A 12,820-nucleotide genomic window follows, 5' to 3' on the forward strand; every position below is an offset into this window, starting at 1 on the left:
AAAACATGAAAAGAATCATACCGCCCGGACGGTGATCCCCGCGCGGCACGTGGGTGCCTGCCGCCGCCGCAGCGGGCGTGGCGCAGGCCAATGGCGCGCAGACGCACCAAGGCAGCCGGCAATCATGCCAGCTGAAAAGAATATTCTGCGATTTCAGAAGATTGGATGCCCCGCGAGGATTCGAACCTCGATTGACGGAGTCAGAGTCCGTAGTCTTACCTTTAGACGACGGGGCATCGGGAGGCGCCCCTCTAGTCGGGCCGTTTCAGAGCGTCAACCCGTTTTTTCGCCTCTGCATCAGGGTGCGATCGCGCCGGTTGATCGCGCCGGCGCCAGGGCTGGCGTGGCCTCGCCGGGGCGCTTGCCGGGGGCGAACCTTGCCGCGCGGGCGCCATGACGCTACGGTGACAGGCAAGTACCCGACCGGCACCGATGCCGGCGGGAAAACATAAGCGAATTTGTATCATGGCGGAATCCACTCCGCCGGCCAGGGGACGAGGGCCGCGATCCGGCGGAAGGAACAGGCAGCGAGGGCCGCGCAAGGCCGCACCCGCGCCCGATGCCGCCGGACAGCCGCCCGCCGCCACGCCGGCCGGCCATAGCGCAGCGCAAGGCGCCGCACCGACAAAGGGCAAGGCCAAGGGCAACGGCCGCGCGAGAGGCCGGGGCCGCACTGGGGCGCGCCGGGGCAGGCCGGCGCCGGCCGCCGTTGCCACGCCCCTTGCCGCATCCCCCGCTCCCGGCGCTGCAGCAGTGCCGCAATCCGGCATGGCACAGCCAGATCCTGTGGCGGCGCCATCGGCTGTCACCGCCGGGCGAGAGGTGCTGCCCGAAGCGCTGTTTGCCGCTGACGAGGCCGTGGGCCAGGGCGGGGCGCGCGCCTGGCACAAGCCGGTGCCGTTTCATCGCCAGGCCTATGCCGCGATCGATCTTGGCACCAACAATTGCCGCCTGCTCATCGCACGGCCGGCCGGTGGGCATTTCGTGGTGATCGATGCCTTCAGCCGCGTTGTGCGCCTGGGCGAAGGGCTGGCCCAGTCTGGCCGCCTGTCCGACGCGGCAATGGACCGCGCGCTAGCCGCGTTGCATGTCTGCGCGGAAAAGCTGCGCAAGCGCAATGTCCACCTGGCCCGCTCGGTCGCCACCGAAGCCTGCCGCCGCGCCAGCAACGGCGCCGAATTCATCGAGCGGGTGCACCGTGAAACCGGTATCCGCCTCAACATCATCACCGCGCAGGAAGAGGCGCGGCTGGCCGTGCTCGGCTGCCATATCCTGCTCGAACATGGCGATGGGCCGGCCATGATCTTTGACATCGGCGGCGGATCGACCGAGATGGTGCTGGTCGATCCGGCCGATCCGGTGCCGCGTATCCTCGATTGGCAAAGCGTGCCGTGGGGCGTGGTCTCGCTCACCGAAGGGGTGGGGCCGATCGCCGATAGCCCGGCCGCGCGCGCCGCCGCCTATGCCGACATGCGCGCACGCGTCGCCGATGGCTTTGCCCCGTTCATCGAGCGTATCGCGCCCACCCGCGCACACGCTTTGGCCGAAGGGGCGATTCGCCTGCTCGGCACCAGCGGCACGGTGACCACGCTGGCCAGCCTCCACCTGGGTCTGCCGCAATATGATCGGCGTGCGGTCGATGGGCTGATCGTGCCGACCACGGCGATGCGCGGCATCAGCCAGCGCCTGGCGCATCTCTCGCCGGCCGAGCGGATCGCTGTGCCGTGCATCGGGCGCGAGCGGTCTGATCTGGTGGTGGCGGGCTGCGCCATCCTGGAAACCATTTTCGATATCTGGCCGGCCGATCGGCTGGGCATTGCCGATCGCGGCATCCGCGAAGGCATCCTGCGCTCCCTCATGGCCACTGGCGGCGATGCCGTGCGCAGCCGCGAGGCGCTGCGCCAACTCAATAGTGGAGCAACCCCATGAGCCGTTCCGGCAAGGATCCGCACGAACGCCTGAAAACCGCCAAGAAGCGCACGGCGTCTTCGGCGCGCTGGCTCTCGCGCCAGATCAACGATCCCTACGTCAAGCAGGCCCGCGCAGAAGGCTGGCGCAGCCGCGCGGCGTTCAAGCTGATCGAGCTGGACGAGCGCTTTGCCCTGCTCAAGGGGCGGCAGCGCGTGGTCGACCTCGGCATCGCACCGGGCGGCTGGAGCCAGGTGGTGCGCAAGAAGGCACCGGCCGCGCGCGTGGTCGGGATCGACCTTTTGCCGACCGAGCCGATCGATGGCGTGACCATATTCGAGATGGACTTCATGGCCGATGAAGCCCCTGCCGCGCTGGAAGGCGCGCTCGACGGCCCGCCCGATCTCGTGCTGTCGGACATGGCCGCCAACACCGTGGGCCACAAGCAGACCGACCACCTGCGCACCATGGGCCTGGTGGAGACGGCAGTGGATTTCGCCATCAACACCCTGGCCCCGGGCGGCGCCTTCGTCGCCAAGGTCTTTGCCGGCGGCACCGACGGCGACCTGCTCACTATCCTCAAGCGCAATTTCACCACGGTGAAGCACGCCAAGCCGCCGGCCAGCCGCAAGGACTCCTCGGAATGGTACGTGATCGCCCAAGGCTTCAAGGGCCGCGCCGCCACGAGCAACCCTGCGGATGATCCGTCGGGCGAACAGGACGCCTGATCCTGATGCGCGTGCATGGCCGGGGATAATCCCCGGTCGTGCAAAGAATCCCGTTGCGATGCGCGCCACTCTCGGCTAACCGCCCGTCTCCCACCCGCGGCCCCACCCGGCGCCGCGCGACGAGAGGCCCGATGGCGGAGTGGTGACGCACCGGACTGCAAATCCGTTTACGCCGGTTCGATTCCGGCTCGGGCCTCCATCGCAGCTGGGTTTCATCCCATACAGTGCCGATTTCGGTCTCAGCTGCCGCAGGCGACCTCGGCGATAGACCTCGCGATTGGGCGTGGTCGGGCGCGCGCGAGGCTGGGTGATGCGGCTGCGGCGCCAGCGCTGCTTATTGATAGCGCAAGGTGTTCTCGAACCCGACGTTGGTCTTGGCCATCTTGGCCAGTTTCCTGAGGTTGGCGCGGACATATCTTTCAAAGCGCCGGTCGTCATATATGCCCGTGGTCTGATAGTCGTCCTGCCCCAGCAAGTGCTTGAGGCGGGCGGCGAAGGCGGCTTGGTCGCCCTGGCGCGCGGCTGCCTTTACGGCGCGGCAGACCCATTCCTCGGCGGCTGCCTTGTCATAATCGTCCTGGCCTTCATATCCCCGCCGGTCCGCCGCGATCTGATCCAGTCGTGCGGCGTCGATGCGGCGTTCCAACCATGTGCAGACCACGTCGCTTTGCCAGGGTTTTGCCGAAACGCTCATCGTGCTCTCCACGCTTGTTAGTTCCCGTCTGCATCGACGACGAACACCATGGTCTTGCCGCGCGACATCGGCTCCCACCCGGCGAGCAGGGCGGCGCGAATGCCGCGTGACACCAGGGCGTCGCTGATTTGCAGCCGGCTGGGTGGCAAGCCTTTCAGCAGGCGCTTGGGAGTGGGAAATTCGAGGATCGCGCCACGCGGGGCATCTTGCTGGAGCAAGGCAACGGCCATACCCCGCCAGCCATCAAACTCGCTCCATTGCGGCTCGCGTCGCAGTTCCCAATCGTAGCGAAGCCCGTCAACCTCGACGGTACCGGCAAGCCTGTGCATGTTTGACATGGCGATGCGGTTAGCAGGATTCCGTCGCCAAGCCACGGCAATGTCGACCGCATGATCGATGGGAAAGAGACGAGCGCCGTCCGATCATGGGCGCCGGGGCACTTCTCGCCGGAAGCGTCACGGAGCCGCAGCGGGTTTGGTGAGGGCCTGGCCTGCCTCTGCCGCAAACCTGCGGTTCCAGATGATGGCGCTGCCCGAGATGAAGGACACCAGGAGGAAGGCCAGGGAAAAATCACCGAGCGTCAGCACCCCGCGACCGGCCATCCGCGGGGCCAGTTCCAGCGTCGCTGCGGCGAGGCAGATGCCGAGCGACATGCTCAATTGCTGGAACGTGGCATAGAAGCTGGTCGCCGAACTCATGCGTGCTTCGTCGATATCGGCATAGGCGATGGCGTTGTAAGCGGTGAACTGGAACGAGGTGAAGAACCCGGCGACGAGCAGGATCAGGGCGATCAGCGGCAAGGGCCATTCCGGTCGAAATGCGCCGCACAACGCATAGCCCGCCGTCCCCGCCAATCCGGACACGATCAGGCTGCGACGAAAGCCCCAGCGCCGCAGGATGCGCGGGGCCAGCGTCTTCATCGCCAGCCCGCCGATGGCGACCGAGACGGTCAGCGTCCCGGTCAGCGCCGCGGAAAAGCCGAAGCCAAGCTGGAACAGCAGCGGCAGGAGGAACGGCTGCGCGCCCTGGGTGATGCGCGCCAGCGATCCTGCAATGACCGACAGACGGAAGTTGGTGGTGCGCAGCAGCGCAGGGTCGAGGATCGGGTTCTGGGTGTGGCGCGCATGGAGCAGGTAGGCTGCGGCAAGCAGGCTGCCGAGAAGCAGCAGGGCGAGGGCCACGGTCCCCGTGCCGCTGCGGCTGGCGAGCTCCAGCCCGAACAGGATGCAAGCGAGTGCCGCCCCGGACAGGAAGAAGCCGGCCCAATCGAACCGCGCCTGCAATCCGTGGATGTTGGGCACCAGCATGATGGCAAAGACGATACCGGCAATGCCGATCGGGATATTGATGTAGAAGATCCAGCGCCAATCGAACCAGGTTACGATCATGCCGCCGAGCGGAGGCCCGAGGATCGGGCCAACGAGGGCCGGCATGACCAGCCACGACAGCGCCTGGACGATCTCGCTCTTGTCGACGCTGCGCAAGACCACCAGCCTGCCGACCGGCACCATCATCGCCCCGCCGATGCCCTGCAGGAACCGTGCCGCGACAAGCGATGGCAGGTTGAAGGCCAGCGCGCAGGCCACCGATCCAACGAGGAAGATGGCAATGGACAGGCAGAACACGATGCGCGATCCGAATCGATCGGCAAGTGTGCCGCTGGCCGGAATGAACAGGGCCAGCGCGATCAGATAGCTGGTCAGCGCAAGGCTCAGCGTTGGCGCCGCCACGCCCAGATCCCGGGCCATGGTGGGCAGCGCCACGGTCAGCACGGTACTGTCCAGTTGCTGCATGAACATGGCCGAAGCGACGACCACCGCCGTGCTCCTGAACGTGCGAGGACGCGCCGCGATGCGCTGCCACAGCCCCGCGGACCGTTCGATCGCCCTATCCGTGTTTGCGTTCAATCCCTTATCCTGACGAGAGAACCGTGCGGGTCATGTTCCAGAAGGCGGCCCGCACTGTGTTGAAGAGAAGGGCAGGGGTCAGTCCTTGGCGCGGGCCGCGTGCTTGCCGCCGATCACAAGCGCGAGCAGCGAGAGCAGGGCGGCCGCGGCGCACCATGCCCCCGGGATTGCCTTGTCACCGGTGGCGCCGATCAACGCGGTGCTGATAGCCGGGGTAAAGCCACCGAAGATCGCCGTCGCCAGGCTATAGGCCAGGCTGAAGCCCACGGTGCGGACGTGCGCCGGTATGATCTCGGTCAGGAAGACGATGAACGCGCCGTTGTAGGTGGCATAGATGGCCGCCAGCAGCAGTTCCACCGCCAGCAGTCTGCCAAAGCTTGGCGCTGCAACCAGCCAGCTCATCAGCGGGTAGGCCAGCAATCCGCCCAGCACGGTGGCCGTGATCAGCAGCGGCTTGCGCCCAACCTTGTCGGACAGCGCCCCCATGATCGGCAGCAGCGTGAAGTTGGCAAGCCCGACACACGCGGTGACGAACAGGCTTTCACCCGAGGACAGCGCGAGTTCCTTGCTGCCGAAGGTCGGCGTGTAGGCCGTGATCATGTAGAAGAACACGGTGGTCATCACCGCCATCAACGTGCCCTTGAGCACCAGGCCCCAGTTCGCAGCGACGATGCCCACGATCTGGTTGAGCTGTGGGTGCTCCTGGCGGTTGAGGAACGCCTCGGTCTCTTCCATGTGACGACGGATGACGAACAGGAACGGGACCATGATGCAGCCGATGACGAACGGCACACGCCAGCCCCACGCCTGCATCGTTGCGGCATCGAGCGAGTTTGAGACGAGCAGGCCGATCAGTGCCGCGAAGACCACGGCGGCTTGCTGGCTTGCCGACTGCCACGCGCAGAAGAAGCCCCGGCGGTGCGGTGGGGCGATCTCGTTGAGATAGACCGATACGCCGCCCACCTCGACACCGGCCGAGAGGCCCTGCACCAGGCGACCGACCAGGATGATGATCGGTGCGGCCAGGCCGATCTGCGCATAGGTGGGCGTGATGGCGATGGCCAGCGTGCCCGATGCCATGAGGCCCAGTGTCAGCAAGAGACCTTTGCGGCGGCCGTGATTGTCGATGTAGGCGCCCAGGACCAGCGCGCCGACGGGACGCATGAGGAAGCCCGCGCCAAACGTCATCAGCGTCAGCATGAGCGAGGCAAATGCGCTGCCGGTCGGGAAGAACGCCTTGGCGATGTAGGTGGCGTAATAGCCGAACACCATGAAGTCGAACATTTCCAGGAAGTTGCCGCTGGAAACGATGAAGATCGACGTGAAGGCCGAGCGCGTGCTGGCCCGTGGCGCTGCCGGTGTCGCTGGCGGCGGATTTGCGGCGGAAGCTTGGGTCATGGCAGAACCTTCTGCGGTGCAGGCTCGAGTCCGCTCTCGCGGATGATGGCACTGGCCTTGGGAGAGGCGAGATAGGCGATGAGTGCCTTCGCGTCGGCAGGATGGGGCGAATAGGCGACGACGCCGGCGGAAAAGGCCGTGACCTTTTGCAGGTCGGCCGGCAGCAGGCCGACGATGCGGATACCCTTGACCGGCTTCAACTCGCTCAGTTGCTGGAAGCCCAGCTCTGCCTCGCCACTGGCGACAATCTGGCCGACGGGCGTTGCCGGGATCATCCGGCCCTTGCGGCGGACCTGATCGGCGATGCCCAGCTTGTCGAGCATCGTCGTCTGGATATAGACGCCCGAAGCGCTGTCGGACCATGCCACGGACCTGGCGGCGAGCAGCGCCGAGCGGACCGCTGCGGCGGTACTGATGTCGGGGGCGGGCGCGCCAGCCTTCACCGCGACGGCGATCTTGGACAGCACGAGATCCGTTTGCGTACCGGGCATGATGGAACCGTCGGCAGTCAGCGTGTCAAGCGCAGACCTGGCCAGGATGACGACGTCAGCAGGTTCGTGGCGTTCCAGGCGGTGTGGGATCGCTTGCGGGGTCTCGCCCATCGAGGGACCGTGTGCGGTGACGATGTGGACGCTGGTTTCCCGCTCGTACTGCCGCGACAGGCGCGCGAAGGCGGAGGTGAAGCCGCCCGAGGTCAACACCCGCAGTTCCGTGTGCGGCCCGTGTGGTGCGGGTGTGCTGGCAGGCGTGTTGGCACTGCATCCGGCCAGCGCCGCCATGGGCAGCAGCAACCTTCCCAGCATGCGGCGCAGCTTGTTCGGGGTCTGGCGCGCACGCGCATGGGCGATAGTTGGCGCGTTCATATATCCTCTCACTGCTTGCTCGACCCGCTAAAGCCGCCACCGTTGACAAAGGGGCGGCAGCTTCACGGCAGCAACAGGAAGTCAGAATATGGCCGTTTCATCAAATGCAACGATCGGCACTCTTTATGCGTTAAGCGCATAAATCATGCGCCTTCGGCCGGCCCCCCAGCCGCCACGCTGCCTTCAATCTGGAATGGTGTCGTTCCTTCCGCGCTCCCGCCAGGCGTCACAGAGCAGGCCGAGCAGCCGATGCGCGGCAGGAGACAATGCGACGGCAGGACGACGCAAAACGCCGATGGTGCGGAAGATTGTCGCGCCCTGCAGCGGCTTCCAGACGAGATCGCGCGCCTCTGGTCCTTCGCACGCCAGCCGTGGCAGGATGGACGCGCCCAGCCCGGCATCGACCAGCGCCAGGGCCGAAGTGAGCCGGGTAACTTCGTAGAACCACCGCAGATCGAGATTGAGCGGTGCCAGGCCCGCGTCCAACGTCGTGCGGTTTCCGCTTCCCGTATGGACCGTCACCAACCGCAGTCCCACCAGGTCTTCCCAGCGCGGCTTGTCGATTGCTGCCAGCGGATCATCCTTGCGGCAGACCAGTCCATAGTGATCGTCGTAAAGCGGTTCGAACACCAGATCGGCGTCGCTCGAGACCGGTAGCGCAAGGCCAAATTCCGCCGCGCCGGTGCGAACCGCCTCGGCGCACTCAGTCGCGGAAAGGTCCAGCACCCTTACCCGCACATTGCGATAATCCCGCCCGAATTGCTCGAGCACGCTTGGCAGAAAGCGAACCGTTGCGCTGGGTATGCTGGCCAGCACGATCCGCCCGTCCTGCCGCTCGCCCAGCGCCATCTTGCCAAGGAGCGAGGTGTCGATTTCGTCGAGCAGGCGGCGGACCAGTGGCATGATCTGCTGGCCGGCCGGGGTCAGGCGAACGCTACGGGTGCTGCGCTCGAACAGCGCCTCTCCCACCAGCGCTTCCAGCTTCTGCACCCGGCGGCTGAGCGCGGGCTGCGACAGATTGAGCTGGTGCGCTGCGCGAACGAAGTTGCGGCACTCGGCAACAGCGACCAGCGATCGCAGGTCGAGTATTTCGCAGTTCAACAGGCTCACCCTGGTCGTTTAGCACGCGCGTGCCGGTTGTTGCACCGGCAAATCACGCCGCCTAGCTCGAACCGGCGCCCGTCGCCGAGCATGCCGGCGTCCATGCAGACCAGCGGGGTGCGCTGGTCGAGATCGTTGCCTACCGGGAGTGTTAGCGGTGGTGAATGAAGCCAAGTATCGGTTGCGGGTGGCTATGATCACCGCAGGCGCTGACAATCGGGCGACACCCGGCAACGATCTGATGGCCAAGACGGTGTTGCGACGGCTGGTAGAAGCCGATCAGCGGTTGCATTTGCCATCGACCAAATCTCCAAAATAGCGCGGATGGCAAAGTTGGCGCAGCGACGCGTTAGTATTTCGCAATGAATCCGTCTCGGCATTGGACATGGCGATCAAAGTCATTGCTAACGGCATGTTAGGGATGGCAAGGCAAACAGGCGCGTGTTTCCTGCTGCCAGGGATGCCCTGCGATGCCCTCGATTCCACTTATTGCCCCCAATCCCCCGCGCTTCAGCGCCCTGGCCGACGAGCTTGCGGCGATCGAGCAGCGTGGCATTTTCAGCAACGGCGGGCCGGCGGTGCGGGCGTTCGAAGCAGCGGCGGTGGCACAGCTGTTTGGCGGGAAGGGGGATTGCCTGGCCGTCGGCAATGCCACGCTGGGCCTGATCCTGGCCCTTCGGCATGCTGCCGGGCCGCGTCTTCGCCCTGGCGCTCTGGCACTGGTGCCGGCCTTTACCTTTGCCGCCACGGCCCAGGCGGTGGAATGGGCCGGCCTGACGCCGCTGATCCACGATGTCGATCCGCAGACCTGGGTCTCTGATCCCCAGGCGGAAGAGCGCCTGCTCGTGCGCCATGGCGCTCGCGTGGCGGCGATCGTGCCTTATGCGGCATTCGGGCGCAGCCTCGATCTTGATCGCTATGCCTGGCTGGCCCGGCGGCATGGCGTGGCGGTGGTGATCGATGCCGCGGCCTCGCTCGGCAGTTGCGATGCCCATGGCGTCAACTTCGGCGCAGGCGCCCCGTTCGCCGTGGTCTATTCGATGCATGCCACCAAGACGTTCGCCACGGGTGAGGGCGGGCTGATCCACAGCGGCAATGCTGATCTGATCGCGGCGTTGCGGCGGATGAGCAACTTCGGTTTCGGGGCTGCCCGCGCGGCGGAAATGCCCGGCCTTAATGCCAAGCTGTCGGAAGTGGGGGGTGTTCTCGCCATGGCCAAGCTGGCGGAACTCGATGCCGTCTGCAGCCATCGTGCCGCGCTGGCCGATGCCTATCACGCGACCCTGGAACGGCTGGGGCCGGGCTTTGCCGCCCAGGCGCCGATGGCGGCGGGGCGGCAGGCGTTCCAGTTCTGGTCATTGCTGCTGCCGGCGCACCTGGCGGCACACCGTCCAGCCCTGATTGCTGCCCTGGCCCAGCGTGGCGTGGGCGCCGGCCACTATTTCAGCCCGCATCTGGGCATGCAGCCGTGGTTTCGCGACCATGCCCTGATCGAACCTGTGCCGGTGAGCGATGACCTTGCCGCGCGCGTGCTGTCCCTGCCGATCACCGATGGGATGAGCCTTGCCGATGTCGATACGGTGATCGAACAGCTCGTGGCCGCCATCGCGGCGGTCACGCCGGGCGCTGACGGGCGGCCAAAGGGGGATAAGCAGACGATGCCGCCATGCGCGACGTTCGAAACCGTGCTGATCGGTGGCGGCCCGGCCGGCACAGCGATGCTGACTGCCGCCAGCAAGCAGAACCGGCTCGGTGTCCTGGCCGAAGGATTGGCCGTGGTGGAGCAGGGGCCGGCATTGGGGCGGGGCGAACTGGGCCAGTATACCATCCGCTCCGACAGCACGGCCGAAACCTTTCTCAGCGCGGTCAAGGACAATGCCCATCCCGAGCTTGCCGCGCTGATCGATCATCCGGCGGGCATGACCATGGCCGGGCACATCGGCGCCTTGGGCGCACCGCTGGTCGAGGCGGGAGACCTGCTCGCAGTGACGGGAGACAGGTTGCGCGATGTGGCTCTCGCCCATGGCGCCAGTGTGCTGACCGGGCATGCCGCGCTGCGTGCCCAGCGCGAAAGCGACGGCCGCTGGCGCACGACGGTGCGGGATGGTGCGGGGCAGACGCGTGACCTGCTCTCGCGCCATATCGTGCTGGCCACCGGCGGCTATCAATGCCCGCAGGCGGTGCACGCGGCGCCACTGGCCGGGGGCACGCTGGGCGACATTGCCGGGAAGCGCCTCGTGCTGTCCGACGCCTTCCTGCGGCTGGGCGGAATGGATGCGCTGCGCCAGCGGCTTGCGGCGCGGAGCAATCCGCACAGCGCCCCGCGCATTGCCATCGTTGGTGGATCGACCAGCGCGCTGGCGGCGGCGGCCCTGTTGCTCAAAGCCGATCCCGCGTTGTCGCTGGGCGCAGGCGCCATCACGCTTTTGCATCGTCGCCCGTTGCGGCCGTTCTATCCCTCGCGTGAAGCGGCATTGGCCGAAGGCTTCACCGATTTTACCGACGCGGACATCTGCCCGGTCAGCGGCTTTGTCTATCGCCTCGCCGGGTTCCGGCTGGAAGCGCGCGAACTGGTGCTGCGCATGCTGGCCGTGGGTGGGCGGGCGCCCGAACCGCGCCTGGCGCTGTTGCAACTGGACCAGCACGATCCGGCCGCGGCGCGCGCGGCGCTTGACGCAGCCGACGTGGTGATCGGGGCAACCGGCTATCGGCCGCGCGCCTTGCCCTTGTTCGATGCGGCAGGCGCGCCGATCATGCTCGCCTGCGATGGTCCGCAGCCTGGCCCGATGGTCGATCGTCACTGCCGCCTGCGCGATGCCGCCGGGCAGATCGTGCCGGGCGCCTACGGCATCGGCCTTGCCGCCGGCTTCGTGCCATGGGGTCCTTTGGGTGGAGAGCCGAGTTTCCGTGGCAACGCCAATGGGCTGTGGCTGTGGCAGAATGATGTGGGGCAGATGATCGTGGATGCGGTCCTGCCGGCCACCAGCGCCGCACCCTGCCAGGCCGTGGCATGACAGATGCACCCCTGATCAGCGTGGTGATGGCCGCCTATAACGGTGGCGCCCTGATCGGGGACACGATTGCCAGTGTCCTGGCCCAGACCCTGCCCGATTTCGAACTGGTGGTGGTCGACGATTGTTCCACCGATGATACTCTGGCCCGCCTGCGCGAGGTGGAGGATCCGCGCGTGCGGGTGATTGCGGCTCCGCGCAATGGCGGCCCGGTAGTGGCGCGCAACCTGGCGTTTGCGGCGGCGCGTGGCCGATTCATCGTCGGGCTGGATCAGGATGACCTGTGCCATCCGGCCCGGTTTGCCGTGCAGCACGCGTTTCTCGAGGCAAACCCGCATGTCGTGCTGGTGGCCTCTGCGGTCGATATCCTCAAGGCTGGCGCGATCTCGGGGCCGCGTGCACCATTTCATACCTCGCCGGCGTTGATCGATTGGCGGTTGCAACTGGGCAATCCGCTGGTCTGGTCGTCGGTGATGTTCCGGGCCGAAGCCGCCCGCCGGCTGGACGTGTTTGAGCAGGTCGATCGGCTCTATGCCGAAGACTTCGATCTCTATCACCGGCTCGCCCGGTTCGGGGCGCTCGCCCGAATCGACACGCCGTTGGCGACCTATCGCATCCATCCCGGTGGTGCCTCGCAGCGCTATACTGCGCGGATGGAACAGAGCGCGGCGGCCGTTCTGGCCCAACCTTATACAGACTTGTTCGGCGCCGATGCGCCACGTGCGGCGCATCTGGTCCTGCACCATTTCACCGGCGGCGTGCCGGTGCCCTGCCGCGATACCCTGGCCGAGGTGCGCCGGATGGTCGCGGTGGTCCATGGGCATTTCATGGCGACGCGGCGGCCCGATGCGGCCGATCTGGTTTTGATTCTCGCAGAATACGCCCGTCTGTGGTGGCGGCTGGGCGATGCCTGCGTGCGTTCGGGCACGCTGTCGCGGGCAGACGTGGTGGCGCTGTGCCCGGCCGGGTTGGCGCAATATCCACCTTCGCGCATGCGTTCGGCCACGTCGCTGCTGATTGGAACGGGCCGCGCGCTGGCATCGCGACTCAAAAGGGCCTGATTCTGCCACGCAAGCCGCTGCAGTGAGTCGCGCGAACACCGCCGAAAAGGCGCTGATCACAAAAATGTAACGTCGATAAGTCCCGGAAATACTGGGTTTTTGGTGGCTATGGCACCCCTGTGGAAAAATGGCCGTTGACGCCTGTGCCA

At 66.4% G+C, this 12,820-nt stretch carries 11 protein-coding genes and 2 tRNA genes; 6 read left to right on the forward strand and 7 right to left on the reverse strand.

Going from position 1 to position 12,820, the window contains the following annotated elements; genetic code table 11:
* Positions 1-162: 162 nt before the first annotated feature.
* Positions 163-236, reverse strand: a tRNA-Gln gene (locus tag SCA01S_RS18895).
* Between the two features lie 532 nt (positions 237-768).
* Between SCA01S_RS18895 and SCA01S_RS18900 the strand changes: the two genes are divergently transcribed.
* The 3 genes from SCA01S_RS18900 (at position 769) to SCA01S_RS18910 (ending at position 2,835) form a co-directional block, all read left to right on the forward strand.
* Positions 769-1,929 (forward strand): Ppx/GppA phosphatase family protein, encoded by a 1,161-nt coding sequence (locus SCA01S_RS18900; protein ID WP_082350255.1) that lies wholly within the window; start codon positions 769-771, stop codon positions 1,927-1,929.
* Positions 1,926-2,636, forward strand: coding sequence for an RlmE family RNA methyltransferase (locus SCA01S_RS18905; RefSeq protein ID WP_054132614.1), 711 nt, complete (start codon positions 1,926-1,928; stop codon positions 2,634-2,636). Before SCA01S_RS18900 ends, SCA01S_RS18905 begins: the two co-directional genes overlap by 4 nt.
* A 125-nt stretch (positions 2,637-2,761) precedes the next feature.
* A tRNA-Cys gene (locus SCA01S_RS18910) sits at positions 2,762-2,835 on the forward strand.
* A 135-nt stretch (positions 2,836-2,970) separates the two neighbouring features.
* Here the strand turns inward: SCA01S_RS18910 and SCA01S_RS18915 are convergent.
* The 6 genes from SCA01S_RS18915 to SCA01S_RS18940 all read right to left on the reverse strand — a co-directional run bounded on the left by SCA01S_RS18915 (position 2,971) and on the right by SCA01S_RS18940 (position 8,608).
* Positions 2,971-3,282 carry a hypothetical protein gene (locus tag SCA01S_RS18915; RefSeq protein ID WP_369801314.1) on the reverse strand — a complete coding sequence of 104 codons (312 nt, stop codon included), beginning with the start codon at positions 3,280-3,282 and terminating at the stop codon, positions 2,971-2,973.
* Positions 3,283-3,347: 65 nt separating this feature from the next.
* Positions 3,348-3,668 carry a hypothetical protein gene (locus SCA01S_RS18920; protein ID WP_028657923.1) on the reverse strand — a complete coding sequence of 107 codons (321 nt, stop codon included), beginning with the start codon at positions 3,666-3,668 and terminating at the stop codon, positions 3,348-3,350.
* Between the two features lie 117 nt (positions 3,669-3,785).
* Positions 3,786-5,147 (reverse strand): MFS transporter, encoded by a 1,362-nt coding sequence (locus tag SCA01S_RS18925; protein ID WP_245652777.1) that lies wholly within the window; start codon positions 5,145-5,147, stop codon positions 3,786-3,788.
* A gap of 168 nt (positions 5,148-5,315) precedes the next feature.
* A complete protein-coding gene (locus SCA01S_RS18930; protein WP_084391127.1) occupies positions 5,316-6,635 on the reverse strand; it encodes an MFS transporter in 1,320 nt (439 codons plus the stop codon).
* Complete coding sequence (locus tag SCA01S_RS18935) at positions 6,632-7,498, reverse strand: substrate-binding domain-containing protein (protein ID WP_084391128.1); 867 nt, start codon at positions 7,496-7,498, stop codon at positions 6,632-6,634. Before SCA01S_RS18935 ends, SCA01S_RS18930 begins: the two co-directional genes overlap by 4 nt.
* A gap of 183 nt (positions 7,499-7,681) precedes the next feature.
* Positions 7,682-8,608 (reverse strand): LysR family transcriptional regulator, encoded by a 927-nt coding sequence (locus tag SCA01S_RS18940; RefSeq protein WP_028657921.1) that lies wholly within the window; start codon positions 8,606-8,608, stop codon positions 7,682-7,684.
* A 151-nt stretch (positions 8,609-8,759) separates the two neighbouring features.
* Between SCA01S_RS18940 and SCA01S_RS22380 the strand changes: the two genes are divergently transcribed.
* The 3 genes from SCA01S_RS22380 to SCA01S_RS18950 all read left to right on the forward strand — a co-directional run bounded on the left by SCA01S_RS22380 (position 8,760) and on the right by SCA01S_RS18950 (position 12,671).
* Complete coding sequence (locus SCA01S_RS22380; protein WP_157089043.1) at positions 8,760-8,918, forward strand: hypothetical protein; 159 nt, start codon at positions 8,760-8,762, stop codon at positions 8,916-8,918.
* A gap of 151 nt (positions 8,919-9,069) precedes the next feature.
* Entirely contained in the window at positions 9,070-11,613 is a 2,544-nt protein-coding gene (locus tag SCA01S_RS18945; protein WP_062788200.1) for a DegT/DnrJ/EryC1/StrS family aminotransferase, read from the forward strand.
* Positions 11,610-12,671, forward strand: coding sequence for a glycosyltransferase family 2 protein (locus SCA01S_RS18950; RefSeq protein ID WP_062788202.1), 1,062 nt, complete (start codon positions 11,610-11,612; stop codon positions 12,669-12,671). Before SCA01S_RS18945 ends, SCA01S_RS18950 begins: the two co-directional genes overlap by 4 nt.
* The last annotated feature ends 149 nt before the right edge of the window (positions 12,672-12,820 follow it).

This window comes from Novosphingobium capsulatum NBRC 12533 (assembly GCF_001598375.1).
GTDB classification, from domain to species: Bacteria; Pseudomonadota; Alphaproteobacteria; order Sphingomonadales; family Sphingomonadaceae; genus Novosphingobium; species Novosphingobium capsulatum.

What these genes read in the sequence shown, in the direction of transcription:
- SCA01S_RS18905 (WP_054132614.1), top strand. Translation starts at nt 1,926, where the DNA reads ATGAGCCGTTCCGGCAAGGATCCGCACGAACGCCTGAAAACCGCCAAG.
- SCA01S_RS18945 (WP_062788200.1), top strand. Translation starts at nt 9,070, where the DNA reads ATGCCCTCGATTCCACTTATTGCCCCCAATCCCCCGCGCTTCAGCGCC.
- SCA01S_RS18950 (WP_062788202.1), top strand. Translation starts at nt 11,610, where the DNA reads ATGACAGATGCACCCCTGATCAGCGTGGTGATGGCCGCCTATAACGGT.
- SCA01S_RS18900 (WP_082350255.1), top strand. Translation starts at nt 769, where the DNA reads ATGGCACAGCCAGATCCTGTGGCGGCGCCATCGGCTGTCACCGCCGGG.
- SCA01S_RS18920 (WP_028657923.1), bottom strand. Translation starts at nt 3,668, where the DNA reads ATGTCAAACATGCACAGGCTTGCCGGTACCGTCGAGGTTGACGGGCTT.
- SCA01S_RS18930 (WP_084391127.1), bottom strand. Translation starts at nt 6,635, where the DNA reads ATGACCCAAGCTTCCGCCGCAAATCCGCCGCCAGCGACACCGGCAGCG.
- SCA01S_RS18935 (WP_084391128.1), bottom strand. Translation starts at nt 7,498, where the DNA reads ATGAACGCGCCAACTATCGCCCATGCGCGTGCGCGCCAGACCCCGAAC.